A 16,527-nucleotide genomic window follows, 5' to 3' on the forward strand; every position below is an offset into this window, starting at 1 on the left:
GTAGTGGCGGCCCTACCGATCAGCACTGCGTCGTTTACCACACCTAGGGTGGCTTGCATGACGCCCCGAGATGCAGCAGACGACGACCGCAGCCGCTGGTCCGACCTCGACCGCCCGCCCCTCAACGCCTCCGCGCTGCGTCGCGCGCTGGTCCGCGAGGGCGGCCTGTGGTCGGACGTGGAGGTGCTGCGGCGCACCGGCTCCACCAACATCGACCTGGTGGAGCGTGCCGCGGCCGGCAGTGCGGCCGAGGGCGCGGTGCTGGTGGCGGAGGAGCAGACGGCGGGGCGGGGCCGCCTGGACCGCCGGTGGACGGCACCGCCGCGCTCCGGCCTCTTCTTCTCCGTCCTGCTCAAGCCCGCCGAGGTGCCGGTGGCCCGCTGGGGATGGCTGCCGCTGCTCACCGGGGTCGCGGTCGCGACCGGGCTGGCGCGCGCGGCGGGCGTGGACACGGCACTCAAGTGGCCGAACGACCTGCTGGTGACCGTGGGCGGCGAGGAGCGCAAGACCGGGGGCATCCTCGCGGAGCGGGCCGGGACGGACGGCGTGGTCGTCGGCGTCGGCATCAACGTCACGCTGCGCGCCGAGGAACTGCCGGTGCCGCAGGCGGGGTCCCTCGCGCTGGCCGGCGCGGTCGGCACGGACCGGGACCCGCTGCTGCGGGCGGTGCTGCGGTCGCTGGAGGACTGGTACGGGCGGTGGCGCGGCGCCGGGGGCGATCCCGTGGCGAGCGGGCTCCAGCAGACGTACGCGGCGGGCTGCGCGACGCTCGGGCGCACGGTGCGGGCGGAGCTGCCGGGGGACCGGGCGCTGGTCGGGGAGGCGGTGGCCGTGGACGGCGACGGACGGCTGGTCATCGCCACCGAGGAAGGCGTGCAGGAGCCGGTCGGCGCGGGCGACATCGTCCACCTGCGACCGGCGTGACGCGCCGGAGCCCCGCGCGCCTGCGAGCCCTGGGGCGGGCGCGGGGTGCCGGGCGACGGGCCCCCGCCCGCGGCTGCGGACGGCGGGCCGGGACCGCAGACTGATGGCGAGGGTCCGGGGGCCGTGGGTCCCCGGAGGACGTCGGCCGCCGCTCCGGTGCACGTGAGCCGGTACCGCGCGGGTGAACCCCCGCCGAACCCGACGGAGTGAGCTGGCGCACACCTGCCGTAGAGTTGAGGCCGGTCGATACCTGACCGTGGCAGATCGGAAGGGCAGCAGGAGTGACCGTCGACGACACGGGCCCCGGCGAGGACGGCTGGCTGGACCCCAACGCCGCCGACTCCGGCGAGGACCCGCTCGCGCTGCGTCTCGAAGGGCTCATCCTGGGCGCGGAGCGCCGTTACACCCCTTTCCAGGCCGCCCGGAGCGCCGGTGTCTCCATGGAGCTGGCCTCCCGCTTCTGGCGGGCGATGGGCTTCGCCGACATCGGCCAGGCCAAGGCCCTCACCGAGGCCGACGTCCTGGCCCTGCGCCGCCTGGCCGGTCTGGTGGAGGCGGGCCTGCTGAGCGAGGCCATGGCGGTGCAGGTGGCCCGCTCCACCGGTCAGACCACCGCCCGGCTGGCCGAGTGGCAGATCGATTCCTTCCTGGAGGGCCTGACCGAGCCCCCCGAGCCCGGCATGACCCGCACCGAGGTGACGTACCCCCTGGTCGAGCTGCTGCTGCCCGAGCTGGAGGAGTTCCTGGTCTACGTCTGGCGCCGGCAGCTGGCCGCCGCCACCGGGCGGGTCGTGCAGGCGGCGGACGACGAGGAGATGGTCGACCGGCGGCTCGCCGTCGGCTTCGCCGACCTGGTGGGGTTCACCCGGCTGACCCGCCGGATGGAGGAGGAGGAACTCGGCGAACTCGTCGAGGCCTTCGAGACCACCGCCGCCGACCTGGTGGCCGCGCGCGGCGGCCGGCTCATCAAGACCCTCGGCGACGAGGTGCTGTACGCGGCGGACGACGCGGGGATCGCCGCGGACATCGCGCTGCGCCTGGTCGAGACGCTGTCGAACGACGAGACGATGCCGGAACTCCGGGTCGGCATGGCGTTCGGCACGGTGACCACCCGGATGGGCGACGTGTTCGGTACGACGGTCAACCTCGCCTCCCGTCTGACCTCCATAGCCCCGCGGGACGCCGTGCTGGTGGACAGCGCGTTCGCCGAGGAGCTGATCCGCAGCCGCGAGGCGCCCGCCTCGGAGGCGGAGGCGGCCGAGGCCGCGGCCGCCGCGGAGAAGGAGGGCGAGGAGCCGCCGGCGTACCGCTTCGCGCTCCAGCCGATGTGGCAGCGCCCGGTGCGCGGCCTCGGCGTGGTCGAGCCGTGGCTGCTCGCCCGCCGGGACGGACAGCCGTAGCCGCCCGGGACCCTGTCCCCTTTCCCCGGCTTCCCCGGTTTCCCGGCTTCCCTCCGGACCCCTCCTAGTTCTTCGGCGCGCCGAGTGCCTCGACGCACAGGCTGATCAGCGGCAGGCACAGCCCGCCCGGTGCCGGTGCCGGTGCCGCCGTGCTGTGGCCGGGCGCCGGGGCCGGGGTGGTGGGCCGTGCCGACGTCGGATCGGGGCGCGGGGCCGCGGTGGTGGCCGGGGGCGGGGGTGTGCCCGCCGGTGTGGCCGGGGCTCCGGTCGGGATGGTGGTCGGGACGGTGGTGTCCTCGGGCGGTGTCACGGGCTGGACGGAGGCACCCGGCGCCGACGACGAGCGGCCGGCCGTCGGCTCCGGGCCGCGCCCGCCCATGACGGAGGAGGACGAGGGCAGCGCGGTGGGCCGGGAGGGGGCCGTGACGGCGGTGTCCGCCGAGCGGTCCGAGGCCCCGCCGCCCGCGTCGAGCCGGGGCTCGGCCTCCGCCGTGCCCGGGGCGCCGACGCCGGAGTCCGGGGAGATGCGGACCAGGGTGAGCACGCCGGCCGCCAGGGCCAGGCCGCCCGCGGCCAGCATCACCTTGCGGGGGCGGGGCTTGCGGTGACGCCCGCGCCGGATACCGGACGAACGCTCGCTCGACTCTGCAGGTATCGGTGTCATGGTTTCCTCCCCGCCGCGCGCCCCGGGGCGCGCCGTGGCGGAGCGCACGCTATGCGCTCCTGTGGGCGGTGTGGGGGGAGACGGTCGGGATGTCACTCGAACGGGCGTAGCCCTCCGGGCTTTCCGTGATCGGGTACGGCTGCGATGATCGGACCGACAGCGAGTTAACCCTCGTTAACGCGGAAGCGGAGGACGCCATGGGCGAGGAGCGGTTCGGGGAGTTCGTGCTGGTGCGGCGGCACGGGCACGTCGCGGAGCTGGTGCTGGACCGGCCCAAGGCGATGAACGCCGTCTCCACGGAGATGGCCCGCTCCCTCGCGGGCGCGTGCACGGCGCTGGCCGCGGACCGGGACGCGCGCGTGGTCGTCCTGACCTCGTCGCACGAACGGGCGTTCTGCGTCGGCGCCGACCTGAAGGAGCGCAACTCCTTCAGCGACGCGGACCTGGTGCGCCAGCGGCCGGTGGCGCGCTCGGCGTACACCGGCGTGCTGGAGCTGCCGATGCCTACGATCGCGGCGGTGCACGGGTTCGCGCTGGGCGGCGGGTTCGAGCTGGCGCTCTCCTGCGACCTGATCGTGGCCGACCCGACGGCCGTGGTGGGCCTGCCCGAGGTGTCCGTGGGCGTGATCCCGGGCGGTGGCGGTACGCAGCTGCTGCCGCGCCGGGTCGGGGCGGCGCGGGCGGCCGAGCTGATCTTCACGGCGCGGCGGCTGGAGGCGGCGGAGGCCGCCGGGCTGGGCCTCGTGGACCAGCTGGTCGAGGAGGGGCGGGACCGCGAGGAGGCGCTGGCGCTCGGTGCGCGGATCGCCGCGAACTCGCCCGTGGGCCTGCGGGCGGCCAAGCGGGCGCTGCGGCTCGGGTACGGGCTGGATCTGCGGGCGGGCCTGGAGGTCGAGGACGCCGCCTGGCGTTCGGTGGCGTTCTCCGGGGACCGGGCGGAGGGCGTGGCGGCCTTCAACGAGAAGCGCAGGCCGCAGTGGCCGGGGGAGTAGCCACCGGTACCCCCTGTTCGCCCCGCCAATGACCCTATTGACCCCATTTCTCCCTAACCTGGAGTGATGGGTGAGGACAAGCGGCTCGCGGCCGTGGTGGCGCTGGCCCAGGGGATGGCGGCGGCGCACACCCCCCGGGAGTCCTGGCGGGCCGCCGCGCTCGGCGGCTGCCGTGCGCTGGACGGCAGCTTCGCGGCGCTGTCGGTGTGGGAGCGGGAGCTGGGCCGGCTGCGGGTCCTGGTGAACGTGGGGGACAGGGCGCCGGACGAGAAGGAGTTCCCGGAGGCCGAGGCCTACCCGGTGCACCAGTTCCCGGAGATCACCGAGTTCCTGCACGAGCGGTGGGCGGGCGGGGGCGAACCCAACGCGTGGGTGGAGACCGCCGAGGGCCCGGCCGCCGGTACCCCCGGCTACTTCCACCAGCGGGTCGCCGCCCTGCGTCGGCGCGGTCGCGGCTGCTGTGTCGTCGCCCCCGTCGTGCTGCACGGCAGGGCGTGGGGCGAGCTGTACGTGGCGCGCCCGGCCGGGGTGCCCGTGTTCGGGCGGGCCGACGCCGACTTCGCGACCGTCCTGGCCGCCGTCGTCGCCGCCGGCCTCGCGCAGACCGAACGTCTGGAGGAGGCCCGCCGGCTCGCCTTCACCGACTCCCTCACCGGGCTCGCCAACCGCCGCGCGGTCGACGTGTGCCTGGAGGAGGCGGTGGAGCGGCACCGCACCGAGGGCGTGGTGGTCAGTCTCGTGGTCTGCGACCTCAACGGGCTCAAGCGGGTCAACGACACCCTCGGGCACGCGGTGGGCGACCGTCTGCTGGAACGCTTCGGCTCGGTGCTGTCGCTGTGCGGGGCGATGCTGCCGGGTGCGCTGGCCGCGCGGCTCGGCGGGGACGAGTTCTGCCTGGTCGCGGTCGGCCCGTCCGCCGACGACGTGGTCAAGGCGGCGGACGAACTGTGCCGCCGGGCGGGCGAGATGGAGCTGGGCGAGGGCGTGGCCTGCGGGATCGCCTCGACCGAGGATCCGATCGGTCCCGTGGAGGACGCGCGCAGGCTGTTCCGGCTGGCGGACGCGGCGCAGTACCGGGCCAAGGCCGTGCGCGGCTCCCGTCCGGTGGTGGCCGGCCGGGAGGGCCCCGACGACCCGGTCGTACGGCTCGCCGACGAGCCGCCGCCGTCCCGCGCCGAACGCCGCCGCTTCCGCGGGCGCCACCCGTGAGCCCGGGGCGGCCGGCGGGCCGTGACCCGAAGCACACGGAGAAGTAAGGGTCACCCCCGCTCCCCACTAGTGACATCAACGCATTCAATGCGTACGCTCCTGAATATGGATATGCACACTGTGGTGGTGGGGACGTCCGGTGTCACGGCGTCCGACGTTCTCGCCGTGGCGCGCGGCGCTGCCCGGATCGAGCTGTCGGCGGAGGCGGTGGCGGCCCTCGCCGCGGCCCGCGAGATCGTGGACGCGCTGGCTGCCAAGCCGGAGCCGGTCTACGGCGTCTCCACCGGCTTCGGTGCCCTGGCGACCCGTCACATCAGCCGGGAACTGCGCGCCCAGCTGCAGCGCAACATCGTCCGCTCGCACGCCGCCGGCATGGGCCCGCGCGTCGAGCGCGAGGTCGTACGGGCGCTGATGTTCCTGCGCCTGAAGACCGTCTGCTCCGGGCACACCGGTGTGCGGCCCGAGGTCGCGCAGACCATGGCCGACGTGCTGAACGCCGGGATCACCCCGGTCGTGCACGAGTACGGCTCCCTCGGCTGCTCCGGCGACCTGGCCCCGCTGTCCCACTGCGCCCTCGCGCTCATGGGCGAGGGGGACGCCGAGGGCCCCGACGGTGTCGTACGCCCCGCCGGCGAACTGCTCGCCGAGCACGGGATCCAGCCCGTCGAACTCCGCGAGAAGGAGGGCCTCGCTCTCCTCAACGGCACCGACGGCATGCTCGGCATGCTGATCATGGCCCTCGCCGACCTCGACACCCTTTACAAGTCCGCCGACATCACCGCCGCGCTCAGCCTCGAGGCGCTGCTCGGCACCGACAAGGTGCTCGCGCCCGAACTGCACGCCATCCGCCCGCACCCGGGCCAGGGCGCCTCCGCCGCCAACATGCTGGCGGTGCTGCAGGGTTCGCAGCTCACCGGGCACCACCAGGACGACGCCCCGCGCGTCCAGGACGCCTACTCGGTGCGCTGCGCCCCGCAGGTCGCGGGCGCCGGCCGCGACACGATGGCGCACGCCCGCCTGGTCGCCGAGCGCGAGCTGGCCTCGGCCGTCGACAACCCGGTCGTCCTGCCCGACGGCCGGGTGGAGTCCAACGGCAACTTCCACGGAGCCCCGGTCGCCTACGTCCTGGACTTCCTCGCCGTCGCCGCCGCCGACCTCGGCTCCATCGCCGAGCGCCGCACCGACCGGCTGCTCGACAAGAACCGCAGCCACGGCCTGCCGCCGTTCCTCGCCGACGACGCCGGTGTCGACTCCGGCCTGATGATCGCCCAGTACACGCAGGCCGCCCTGGTCAGCGAGATGAAGCGGCTCGCCGTACCGGCCTCCGCCGACTCCATCCCGTCCTCCGCCATGCAGGAGGACCACGTCTCCATGGGCTGGTCGGCCGCGCGCAAGCTGCGCACCGCCGTCGACAACCTCACCCGCATCATCGCCGTCGAGCTGTACGCGGCCACCCGCGCCATCGAGCTGCGCGAGGGCCTCACCCCGGCGCCCGCCTCCCAGGCCGTCATCGCGGCCGTGCGCGCCGCCGGCGTCCAGGGCCCGGGCCCGGACCGCTTCCTGGCCCCCGACCTGGCCGCGGCCGACGCCTTCGTGCGCGGCGGTGGGCTGGTGACGGCAGCCGAGACGGTCACCGGACCGCTGCAGTAGCGGCACCAAGCCCCGCAGGGGAAACGGAAGAAGGAGGGGGCCCTGTCGCCGTACAGGGCCCCCGAAACGTCACTTCAGCTTGGCCTCCTGCGCCTTCACGACCGCGGGTGAGACCGCGTACGCCTTCTTGGCCATCATCGCGCCGATGTTCATCGTGAAGTAGACGGACAGGTTGCCGCCGTGCCGGTCCACCTCGGCGTGGACGGGCGCCGCGTCCCCGTCGCCCGAGTCGCTGGTCGCGGCGAACGCCACCGAACCCTCGCCCGTGCCCGCGGACTTCTCCGCGTCGATCCTGGTGAACTTCACCTCGGTTCCGGCCTGTTTGCCGGTGAAGCCGCCCGCGCAGGCCCGTACGGCGTCGGAGACGGACTCCAGGGCCTTCTCGGCGCCGTCCCCGTCGTAGGAGGACAGGGTGACCGTGGTGACGTCCCGGTCCAGGGACTTCTTGATCGACTCCTCGAACTTCCCGTCGGCCATGTCGTCCAGGGACGTGGGGTCGGACGACGGCCGCTTCTTCGGGTTCTCCGTGGCCATGCGGTCCGTCCGGGCCGCCGTGCCGACCGGCGGGAGGCCGCTCATGACGCGGGCCAGGGGACGGCACCGGGCGCTGTCGGTCGTGATCGGCTTGGCGCGAGCCGCCGGTACGGCCTCGACCTTGTAGCCGGGCACCTCGTCCGAGGCGATGATCAGGTCCTTCAACTCGGCGGCGCTCAGCGCCTTCGCGGCCGGCCCGGCCGCCTCCGTGCCCGCGTGCCCGGAGCCCTTCGAACCGCCTCCGGAACAGCCCGTGACGAGGGCGAGCGAGAGCGCGCCCACGACGGCGGTGGCGCACAGCCGCACGCCCGATGATCTCGTCATGGGCGCACTATGTGCGTATCGTCAAAGCTCAGTCAAGGGAAATTAAAAGCCCAGGCGTTCCCGGCGCACCGAATACACCACGAAACCGGCGCCCACGCCGAGGAACAGGGTGCCGCCGACGACGTAGGGCGTGGTGTCGGGGCTACCGGTGTCGGCGAGTGCGGAGTCGTCGGCCGTCTCCTGCCCGGCCTCGGTGGTCCCGGCCGAGGTCGCCCTGGCCTGCTGTGCGACCGGCGTCGAGGCGTACGTGGACGCCGTGTCTCTCGCCGGGGAGTCCTGTGACGCGTGTGCGGACGGGACGAACCACAGGGCGCAGAGCAGGGTGCCCGCGGCGGTGGCGGTCAGCAGCGGGCGGCGAGCGGATGACACGGAATATCGATCCCCCTTGTGACGCTGGCGAATTGGCCGTGTGGCCCGATGTTAGTGAAAGGCGCGGGTCACAGGAAAGTCACGGGAGGTTTCAGTCGTACGCTCGCGGCATGAGCGCTGAAGAGACATCACGTTTTGTACGGCTTCGTGTGGAGCTGGTCGTCGAGGTGCAGGACGAGGACGAGGTGACCAAGGCCGCGCTGCGCCGCCTCGCGCAGGATCCGGAGCTGCCGGAGGCGGAGCGCAGTCACGCCGAAGGCGCTGTGACGGAAGACACCGCGGAGGCCCTCGCCTATCTCGTGGACCCCTTCGACCTGGTCGGTGAGGTGCCCGGGGTGGAGCTCCAGCAGGCCTCCTGGTCCACCGAGCGGATCGAGTACGACCCGGACTCGCCCGACTGGGACCTGGACGAGGACGATGTGGAGGACGACGAGGAGGAGGACGGCGTCGGCTGAGCGTCCCGGGGAACCCTCGACCCCGGACGGCGCGGCCGTCCGGGGTTTCGCCGTCCCAGGGGGCACACGGGCCGGTTCCCGCACACCCGCCCGCGGTGGACGTGGTGTGCCCCACAGATCCACTGGATGGGAACGGGACGACGCGGCCGTACCGTTGAAGGTTCTTGCGGGGGGACTCTCGGGGTTATCGCGACTCGGCAACGATGGAGAAGTGTGTGATGACGGACAGTAAGCGGCGCAAGAGCCTCATGGCCGCGTCCGCCCTGCTCGGCGGTGCGCTGGCGCTCACGGCCTGTTCCAGCGGCGGCAAGGCCTCGGCGAACGGCAACGCCGAATCCTCGCAGGCCCAGGCCGACGCGGCGGCCGCCAAGAAGTCGTCGGCGGCGCAGATCACGATCACGCCCAAGGACGGCTCCGACAACGCGTCGATCAACAACTCCGCCGTCACCGTCAGCAAGGGGACGCTCACCGGCGTCACGATGACCACCGAGGACGGCAGGGCCGTGGCCGGCCAGCTGTCCGCCGACAGGACCAGCTGGAAGCCCTCCCTGCAGCTGCAGCGCTCCACCACCTACAAGGTCGCCGCGGAGGCCAAGGACTCCCAGGGCCGCATAGCCCACGAGAACGCGTCCTTCACCACCGTCTCCCCGGCCAACAGCTTCATCGGCACCTTCACCCCGGACGACGGCTCCACCGTCGGTGTCGGCATGCCGGTCTCGATCAACTTCGACAAGGCGATCAGCAACAAGGCGGCCGTGCAGAAGGGCATCACGGTCACCTCCAGCGGCGGCCAGGAGGTCGCCTGCCACTGGTTCAACGCCAACCGCATGGACTGCCGCCCGGAGCAGTACTGGAAGGAAGGCTCCACCGTCACGCTGAAGCTGGCCCTGGACGGCGTCGAGGGCGCGCCCGGCATCCATGGCGTCCAGCAGAAGACGGTCACCTTCCACATCGGCCGCAACCAGGTCTCCTACGTCGACGCGAAGACCAAGCAGATGAAGGTCACGCAGGACGGCAAGGTCGTCAAGACCATCCCGATCTCCGCCGGTGCCCCCGACCACACCACGTACGAGGGCCAGATGGTGATCTCCGAGAAGTTCAAGCAGACCCGGATGAACGGCGCGACGGTCGGCTTCAAGGACTCCGACGGCAAGGGCGAGTACGACATCAAGGACGTGCCGCACGCCATGCGCCTGACCACGTCCGGCACCTTCATCCACGGCAACTACTGGGGCGCTCCCTCGGTGTTCGGCAGCGTCAACACCAGCCACGGCTGCGTCGGCCTGCAGGACGTCAAGGGCGCCGGCGACCCCAGCACGCCGGCCGCGTGGTTCTACGGCCACTCGCTGGTCGGTGACGTCGTGGTCGTCCAGAACACCGGCGACAAGACGGTCGCGCCGGACAACGGCCTCAACGGCTGGAACATGGACTGGTCGCAGTGGAAGGCCGGTTCGGCCGTCTGACCGTCCGGGCCCCGGCCCGCACTCCTCCTCCGGTGCCGCCCCCCAGGGGCGGCACCGGTGTTTCCGAGGCCCCGCACAGCCTTCTCATGCTTCTCTTATGCCGGCCTTAGGGTGTCGTCACGGTCCGTACCTAGCTTGCGGGCCATGTTCTTCACCTACCTGAGGCGCGAACTGCGCCGCCGCAGAAAGGCGGCCCTCGTCGTCGCCTCCGGGCTCGCGCTGGGTATCGCACTGGTCATCGTGGTCAACTCCGTCTCCAGCGGCATGGGGAAGGCCCAGGACAAGGTTCTGCAGTCGCTGTACGGCCTCGGCACGGACATGACGGTCACCAAGGCGGCCGCGCCGGCCGGCTCCGGCGCCCAGCAGCCCCGCTTCCAGTTCGGCGCGCGGAACAGCGACGACAAGTCCTCCCAGAGCAGCGACCGGGTCCGGGTGCAGGGCTTCACCACCCTCGCCTCCTCGACCGTCACCAAGGTCGCCGGCCAGCAGGGCGTCTCCTCCGCCGCCGGCGGCCTGAACCTCAGCGTGGTCAAGGTCAGCGGCCAGTTCACCCGTGGCCAGTTCCAGCAGAACGGCGGCGGCGCTGGCTTCCGGCGGGGCGGCGGCACCGGGCAGCCGCAGGGCGAGGTGAAGGGCGGCGGCGCCGACTTCGGCATCAACCAGTACACGGTGTACGGCACCGACGTCACCAAGGCCGGGATCGGCCCGCTGACCTCCTCGAAGATCACCAGCGGCCGTACCTTCAAGACGACGGAGACCGACGCCAAGGTGGCCGTGGCCGACTCGGCGTACGCCAAGGAGAAGAAGTACGAGGTCGGTTCGACGGTCACCGTCAAGGGCACCACGTTCACGGTGATCGGCATCGCCACCGCGAACAGCGGCGACCCGGCGGCCAACCTGTACGTCCCGCTGCAGCAGGCGCAGACCCTCGCGGGCGAGAAGGACAAGGTCACCACGATCTACGTCAAGGCGACCGACTCCCAGCGGATCGACTCCGTCAAGAGCGCCATCCAGAAGAACGTCTCCGGTACGACGGTCACCACCTCCTCCGACCTCGCCAAGACGGTGTCGGGCTCCCTGTCCACCGCCTCCTCGCTCGCCACCAAGGTGGGCCGCTGGCTGTCCATCGCGGTGCTGGTGGCCGCGTTCCTGGTCGCGGGCCTGCTCACCTCCTCCGCGGTCTCCCGCCGGGTCCGCGAGTTCGGCACCCTGAAGGCCCTCGGCTGGAAGTCGGGCCGGGTCACCCGGCAGGTGATCGGCGAGGCGATGGTCAACGGCCTGGTGGGCGGCGCCCTCGGCATCGCGCTCGGCCTGGCGGGCGCGTACGCCGTCACCGCCGTCAGCCCGACGCTCCAGGCGCAACTGGGCGGCGGCAGCGGGGGCGGAGGCTTCGGCGGCGGTCCCGGCGGCGGTGGCTTCGGCGGCGGCCGCGGTTTCGGCGGGGGCGGCTTCGGCCCCGGCCGTCAGGCGGCGAAGTCCCTTGAGGTCGCCCTGACCGCTCCGGTCAGCGTCACGACGATCGCCCTGGCGGTCGGACTCGCCGTGGCGGGCGGCCTGATCGCGGGAGCGTTCGGCGGCTGGCGTGCCTCGCGCCTGCGTCCGGCGGACGCCCTGCGCCGCGTCGAGTAGCCGGGGTGGCCGGATCCGAGGGACGCGGGCGACCGCCCGGCCGGCCGGATCCGCAGCCGCCACGGCGCGCAACCACCCCGAGAACCCACCCAGGAGCCACCATGTACGAACTCAGGAACGTCACCAAGCGCTACACGAGGGGCAAGGACACCGTCCAGGCCCTCGACGGGGTCGACCTGGCCATCCCCGACGGGGACCGCCTCGTCATCCAGGGCCCCACCGGCGGCGGCAAGTCCACCCTGCTGCAGATGCTCGGCGGCCTGGACCGCCCCACCTCGGGCGAGGTGGTGCTGGACGGCACCGACCTGGCCAAGCTGAGCGAGGCCCGGCTGACCAGGGTGCGCAGCGAGAACATCGGCTTCGTCTTCCAGTCCTTCAACCTCATCCCCACCCTCACCGCCCAGGAGAACGTGGAGACGGCCCTGGTACCCCTCGGCATCAAGGTGAAGGAGCGGCGCGAACTGGCCGCCGACGCGCTGAAGTCCGTGGGCCTCGGCGAGCGCCTCGCCCATCTGCCCTCGGAGATGTCCGGCGGTCAGCAGCAGCGCGTCGCCATCGCCCGTGCCCTGGTGAAGAAGCCCAAGGTGCTGCTCGCCGACGAGCCGACCGGCAACCTCGACGAGGGCATGCGCGACGAGATCATGGACGTGCTCGAACGCCTGTGGAAGGAGCACGGGTTGACCTTCATCATGGTCACCCACGACTCCACGCTCGCGCGGAAGGCCCCGCGGGTCGCCACCATCCGCAAGGGCCGGATAACGGTGAAGGAGAACGCGGGCGCCTGAGGGTGCTCAACTCTCGCTTCTCTCACGGAACTTCGCGGTTGTGTAACGGTGTCCCGCCCACCGCGTAACAGTTTCCGGGCCTCCTTCTTACCGTCCTCTCATCTATTGAGCCGTCTGATCACCCCCCGGCATACTGCGTGCTCCGGGGGGCCGGCGTACATACGTACGAAGCTCCCCCCGGCCGGGTGAACGGGGAATTCGCCCGGCACTCCATCTCCAGGGGGAGAACTTGCGCAGACAAGTGAAAAGTGCAGCTGCGGCCACGGTGGCAACGGCCGCAGCCGTCGCCCTCGCAGCGGGTATGACCAGCCCCGCGTCGGCGAACACCCCGCAGGCGTCCTCGGCCGCCGCGCCCTCGCTCACCGCCCGGACCCACGTCACCCTCATCACCGGTGACCGCGTCGACCTCGACGCCAAGGGCAGGGTCGTCGGCCTGGAGCGGGCCGAGGGGCGGGAGAACGTACCCTTCCAGGTCCGCAGGGCCGGCGGACACACGCTGGTGGTCCCCGCCGACGCGGCCCGCCTGGTGGCCTCCGGCACGCTGGACCAGCGCCTGTTCGACATCACCGAGCTGAACAAGGCCGCGAACCGCAAGGCCCAGAAGGACGGCCTGAAGGTCATCGTGGGCTACGACGGCACGGCCACCACCGCCAGGGCCGGCATCCGGGAGGCGGGCCGCCTGCGCCGCAGCCTGAAGGCGCTGAACGCGGACGCCGTGCAGACCCCGGTCAAGGACACCGCCGCGCTGTGGCGCGCGGTCGCCGGTGGCGGCCGGGCCGCCGCCGGCATCGCGCACGTCTGGCTCGACGGCGTCCGCAAGGCCGCCCTCGACAAGTCCGTGCCGCAGATCGGCGCCCCGGTCGCGTGGAAGGCCGGCTACACGGGCAAGGGCGTGAAGGTCGCCGTCCTCGACACGGGTGTGGACACCGGCCACCCGGACCTCAGGGACCAGGTGATCGCGTCCAGGAACTTCACCTCCGCCGCCGACGCCACCGACCACTTCGGCCACGGCACGCACGTCGCCTCCATCGTGGCGGGCACCGGCGCCAAGTCCGGCGGCAAGTACAGGGGCGTGGCCCCGGACGCCAAGATCCTCAACGGCAAGGTCCTGGACGACACCGGCTCCGGAGACGACTCCGGCATCCTCGCCGGCATGGAGTGGGCGGTCGCGCAGGGCGCCTCCGTCGTCAACCTGAGCCTCGGCGGCTACGACTCCCCGGGGATCGATCCCCTGGAGGCCGAGGTCGACAAGCTCTCCGCCGAGAAGGGCGTGCTGTTCGCGATCGCCGCGGGCAACGACGGCCCCCATTCGATCGGTTCGCCGGGCAGCGCGGACGCCGCGCTCACCGTCGGCGCCGTGGACAAGAGCGACAGGCTCGCCGACTTCTCCTCCACCGGCCCACGGATCGGGGACGGCGCCATCAAGCCCGACGTCACCGCACCGGGCGTGGACATCACCGCCGCCGCTGCCAAGGGCAGCGTCATCGACCGGGAGGTCGGCGAGAAGCCCGACGGCTACCTGACCATCTCCGGCACCTCGATGGCGACCCCGCACGTCGCGGGCGCCGCCGCCATCCTGAAGCAGGAGCACCCGAACTGGGGCTGGGCCGAGCTGAAGGGCGCGCTCACCGGTTCCGCCAAGGGCGGCAAGTACACGCCGTTCCAGCAGGGTTCGGGCCGGATCGCGGTCGACAGGGCCATCAAGGAGTCCGTGATCGCCGACCCGGTGTCGGTGAACTTCGGCACCCAGGCCTGGCCGCACACCGACGACAAGCCGGTCACCCGGAAGGTGACGTACCGCAACCTCGGCGACAAGGCCGTCACGCTCGGCCTGAGCAGCACCGCCGCCGACCCCAAGGGCCATGCGGCGCCCGCGGGCTTCTTCAGGCTCGGCGCCGCCAAGGTCACGGTCCCGGCCCACGGCAGGGCATCCGTGAACCTGACGGCCGACACCCGGCTGGGCGGCACCGTCGACGGCGCGTACTCCGCCTATGTGACGGCGACGGCCGGCGGCCAGACGGTCCGCACGGCCGCCGCGGTGACCCGCGAGGTGGAGTCGTACGACGTCACGCTCAAGTTCATCGGCCGCAACGGCAGGCCGGCGCCCTACTACGGCGCCGAACTGAACGGCGTGGCCGGACTCGCGAACGGCACCTCGCTGAACCCGTACGACAAGTCCGGCACGGTGAAGGTGCGCGCGCCGAAGGGCACGTACATCCTCAACACGGCCGTCTACGTCGACCCGCAGAACGCCTCCAGGGGCATCGACTGGATCGCCCAGCCGAAGCTGACCGTCGGCAAGAAGCAGACGATCACCATCGACGCGCGCAAGGCCAGGCCGGTGGACATCACCGTCCCGGCCAAGGGCGTGACGTCCCAGTTCGCCTCGCCCGAGTTCGACGTCACCATCGGTGGCGGCCAGTACGGCTACGGCTGGTTCCTGAACTCGTACAAGAACTTCCGCACCGCCCACCTGGGCGCGCGGCTGCCCGCCGGGTCGTTGTACCAGCAGTGGGACGCCCACTGGACCAAGGGCACGGCCGAGGAGTACGACGTCACCACCGGCGGCCCGGTCAAGCAGCTCGCCACCGGCTTCACCAGGCACTACAAGGCCGGCGACCTGGCCACGGTCCGGGCCCGGCTCGGTGCCGCCGCGAGCGGCAAGACCGGCACCGTCAGCGCCTCCGGCTGGCTGCCCGACAGCTCGGGTGCCTCCTCCCTCGGCATCCCACAGAAGCTGCCCGGCACCCGCACCCTGCACCTGTCCGCCACCGGCGGGGTGACCTGGGAGCTGGAGTTCGAGCAGAACGGCGGCAAGGACAAGGACGGCTTCCCGCTCACCGACGCCGCCTACTCGCTCGGCCAGCAGGGCTTCAAGGCCGGCCGGACCTACACCAGGACGGTCAACACCGCGGTCTTCGGCCCGCACCTCGGCGCCGGCCACGGGCTCTTCCGGGACGGCAACGAGATCTACGGCTCGCTGCCGCTGTTCGCCGACTCCGCCGGGCACGCCGGGTACTCCGACTTCACCTCGGTGAACACCACCCTGTACCGCAACGGCACCAAGGTCGGCCTCAACGACGACCCGTTGTTCGGCGGCAAGCCCTTCAAGGTCCCGTCCGGTGACGCCGCCTACCGGCTGACCACGTCGGTCACCCGGTCGGCCAAGGTCTGCGAGGCCTCCTCGCGCATCGACGCGGCCTGGACCTTCCGGTCCGGCAAGCCGGCGAAGTTCACGCAGCTTCCCGCCTCCACGATCCTCCTCGGCGCCACGACCGGGCTGGACAGCCGTGTCGCCGCGGGCAGGACGGCCACCTTCCCGGTCACCGTCCAGGGTTCGGCCGCGGGCGGCAATCTGAAGTCCCTCGCGGTGTACGTCTCCTACGACGGCAAGACCTGGACGAAGGTGGCCGTCAAGGGCGGGAAGATCACCGTGAAGAACCCCGCGCAGGGCAGGTCCGTCTCCTTCCGCACCGAGATCACCGACAGGAAGGGCAACACGTCGGAGATCACGATCCACGACGCGTACTTCGGCAAGTAGGCCCGGGTCGCGCAACGAGGGGCATGCCGGAGGAGACCCTCCGGCATGCCCCTCGGCGTAGGGTCCCCCCATGACCGCCGCCGTCACCGCCATGATCACCGCCGTCGTCGGCGTCCTCGGGACGCTGTTCGCGCCCGTGCTCGGCCAGCGGTACACCGACCGGCAGCGGTCCGACGAGGCCGAACGGGCCGACAGCAGGCGCGGGTTCGAGGAACGGCGCGACGCCTACACCGCCATGAACCGGGCCTCCCGCCAGTTCCACACCCTGCTGAAGGACGCCCTGCACCGGCTCCGCGACGGCGTGTACACCGACCAGGAACGCGAACAGCTGGAGGAGGTGCGGCGGGAGTACCGCGACCGGTACGCCGAGGCGCAGATGGTCGTGCCCGAGCGGATCCTGGACGCCTCCCGGGACGTCAACCGGGTGCTCGCCGGCATCGACGCCGCCGTCAAGCGCCTCGACCGCAGTCTGGCCCGCGACGGCGAGAGCGCCGACCGGGCACTGCTCGACCTCAAGGCCGCCGAGCCGCTGCTCACCACCATGCGGCGGCTGATGCGCGCCGACCTCGGCATCGAGGACTAGGGCCT

The 16,527-nt window shown here is 72.4% G+C and carries 14 protein-coding genes; 11 read left to right on the plus strand and 3 right to left on the minus strand.

Going from position 1 to position 16,527, the window contains the following annotated elements; translation table 11 throughout:
• Positions 1–57 precede the first annotated feature (57 nt).
• Together ACZ7FF_RS15325 and ACZ7FF_RS15330 are read left to right on the plus strand one after the other, a co-directional pair.
• The gene (locus tag ACZ7FF_RS15325; protein ID WP_470812656.1) at positions 58–924 is read left to right on the plus strand and encodes a biotin--[acetyl-CoA-carboxylase] ligase; all 867 of its coding nucleotides are present in this window, start codon (positions 58–60) and stop codon (positions 922–924) included.
• A 281-nt stretch (positions 925–1,205) separates the two neighbouring features.
• Entirely contained in the window at positions 1,206–2,324 is a 1,119-nt protein-coding gene (locus ACZ7FF_RS15330; protein WP_470812657.1) for an adenylate/guanylate cyclase domain-containing protein, read from the plus strand.
• Positions 2,325–2,388: 64 nt separating this feature from the next.
• On the opposite strand, the gene ACZ7FF_RS15335 is transcribed toward ACZ7FF_RS15330, so the two are convergent.
• Positions 2,389–2,988 carry a hypothetical protein gene (locus ACZ7FF_RS15335; protein ID WP_470812658.1) on the minus strand — a complete coding sequence of 200 codons (600 nt, stop codon included), beginning with the start codon at positions 2,986–2,988 and terminating at the stop codon, positions 2,389–2,391.
• Between the two features lie 197 nt (positions 2,989–3,185).
• Here ACZ7FF_RS15335 and ACZ7FF_RS15340 point away from each other — a divergent pair, with 197 nt between their 5' ends.
• The 3 genes from ACZ7FF_RS15340 (at position 3,186) to hutH (ending at position 6,839) form a co-directional block, all read left to right on the plus strand.
• Entirely contained in the window at positions 3,186–3,980 is a 795-nt protein-coding gene (locus ACZ7FF_RS15340; protein ID WP_470812659.1) for an enoyl-CoA hydratase/isomerase family protein, read from the plus strand.
• Positions 3,981–4,046: 66 nt separating this feature from the next.
• The gene (locus tag ACZ7FF_RS15345; RefSeq protein ID WP_470812660.1) at positions 4,047–5,189 is read left to right on the plus strand and encodes a GGDEF domain-containing protein; all 1,143 of its coding nucleotides are present in this window, start codon (positions 4,047–4,049) and stop codon (positions 5,187–5,189) included.
• 111 nt (positions 5,190–5,300) lie between these two features.
• Positions 5,301–6,839: a histidine ammonia-lyase gene (gene hutH / locus ACZ7FF_RS15350; RefSeq protein WP_470812768.1), complete on the plus strand. Its 1,539-nt coding sequence runs from the start codon at positions 5,301–5,303 to the stop codon at positions 6,837–6,839.
• A gap of 69 nt (positions 6,840–6,908) precedes the next feature.
• Here hutH and ACZ7FF_RS15355 read toward each other — a convergent pair whose 3' ends face one another.
• Positions 6,909–7,697 (minus strand): hypothetical protein, encoded by a 789-nt coding sequence (locus ACZ7FF_RS15355; protein ID WP_470812661.1) that lies wholly within the window; start codon positions 7,695–7,697, stop codon positions 6,909–6,911.
• Between the two features lie 42 nt (positions 7,698–7,739).
• The gene (locus ACZ7FF_RS15360) at positions 7,740–8,066 is read right to left on the minus strand and encodes a hypothetical protein (RefSeq protein ID WP_470812662.1); all 327 of its coding nucleotides are present in this window, start codon (positions 8,064–8,066) and stop codon (positions 7,740–7,742) included.
• 110 nt (positions 8,067–8,176) lie between these two features.
• On the opposite strand from ACZ7FF_RS15360, the gene ACZ7FF_RS15365 reads away from it, so the two are divergent.
• The 6 genes from ACZ7FF_RS15365 to ACZ7FF_RS15390 all read left to right on the plus strand — a co-directional run bounded on the left by ACZ7FF_RS15365 (position 8,177) and on the right by ACZ7FF_RS15390 (position 16,522).
• The gene (locus tag ACZ7FF_RS15365) at positions 8,177–8,521 is read left to right on the plus strand and encodes a hypothetical protein (RefSeq protein ID WP_470812663.1); all 345 of its coding nucleotides are present in this window, start codon (positions 8,177–8,179) and stop codon (positions 8,519–8,521) included.
• A 218-nt stretch (positions 8,522–8,739) separates the two neighbouring features.
• Positions 8,740–9,984, plus strand: a complete 1,245-nt coding sequence (locus ACZ7FF_RS15370; protein WP_470812664.1) for a L,D-transpeptidase — start codon at positions 8,740–8,742, stop codon at positions 9,982–9,984.
• Positions 9,985–10,128: 144 nt separating this feature from the next.
• Positions 10,129–11,613, plus strand: a complete 1,485-nt coding sequence (locus ACZ7FF_RS15375) for an ABC transporter permease (protein ID WP_470812665.1) — start codon at positions 10,129–10,131, stop codon at positions 11,611–11,613.
• A gap of 101 nt (positions 11,614–11,714) precedes the next feature.
• Positions 11,715–12,398, plus strand: coding sequence for an ABC transporter ATP-binding protein (locus ACZ7FF_RS15380; RefSeq protein WP_470812666.1), 684 nt, complete (start codon positions 11,715–11,717; stop codon positions 12,396–12,398).
• A 241-nt stretch (positions 12,399–12,639) separates the two neighbouring features.
• The gene (locus tag ACZ7FF_RS15385) at positions 12,640–15,939 is read left to right on the plus strand and encodes a S8 family peptidase (RefSeq protein WP_470812667.1); all 3,300 of its coding nucleotides are present in this window, start codon (positions 12,640–12,642) and stop codon (positions 15,937–15,939) included.
• Between the two features lie 70 nt (positions 15,940–16,009).
• Positions 16,010–16,522, plus strand: coding sequence for a hypothetical protein (locus ACZ7FF_RS15390; protein ID WP_470812668.1), 513 nt, complete (start codon positions 16,010–16,012; stop codon positions 16,520–16,522).
• The last annotated feature ends 5 nt before the right edge of the window (positions 16,523–16,527 follow it).

It is taken from the genome of Streptomyces sp. NPDC037126 (genome assembly GCF_055605965.1).

Excerpts from the sequence above, each read along its gene's own strand:
- ACZ7FF_RS15375 (WP_470812665.1), top strand. The coding sequence starts at position 10,129 with ATGTTCTTCACCTACCTGAGGCGCGAACTGCGCCGCCGCAGAAAGGCG.
- ACZ7FF_RS15365 (WP_470812663.1), top strand. The coding sequence starts at position 8,177 with ATGAGCGCTGAAGAGACATCACGTTTTGTACGGCTTCGTGTGGAGCTG.
- ACZ7FF_RS15325 (WP_470812656.1), top strand. The coding sequence starts at position 58 with ATGACGCCCCGAGATGCAGCAGACGACGACCGCAGCCGCTGGTCCGAC.
- ACZ7FF_RS15370 (WP_470812664.1), top strand. The coding sequence starts at position 8,740 with ATGACGGACAGTAAGCGGCGCAAGAGCCTCATGGCCGCGTCCGCCCTG.
- ACZ7FF_RS15340 (WP_470812659.1), top strand. The coding sequence starts at position 3,186 with ATGGGCGAGGAGCGGTTCGGGGAGTTCGTGCTGGTGCGGCGGCACGGG.
- ACZ7FF_RS15345 (WP_470812660.1), top strand. The coding sequence starts at position 4,047 with ATGGGTGAGGACAAGCGGCTCGCGGCCGTGGTGGCGCTGGCCCAGGGG.
- ACZ7FF_RS15380 (WP_470812666.1), top strand. The coding sequence starts at position 11,715 with ATGTACGAACTCAGGAACGTCACCAAGCGCTACACGAGGGGCAAGGAC.
- hutH (WP_470812768.1), top strand. The coding sequence starts at position 5,301 with ATGCACACTGTGGTGGTGGGGACGTCCGGTGTCACGGCGTCCGACGTT.
- ACZ7FF_RS15355 (WP_470812661.1), bottom strand. The coding sequence starts at position 7,697 with ATGACGAGATCATCGGGCGTGCGGCTGTGCGCCACCGCCGTCGTGGGC.
- ACZ7FF_RS15335 (WP_470812658.1), bottom strand. The coding sequence starts at position 2,988 with ATGACACCGATACCTGCAGAGTCGAGCGAGCGTTCGTCCGGTATCCGG.
- ACZ7FF_RS15390 (WP_470812668.1), top strand. The coding sequence starts at position 16,010 with ATGACCGCCGCCGTCACCGCCATGATCACCGCCGTCGTCGGCGTCCTC.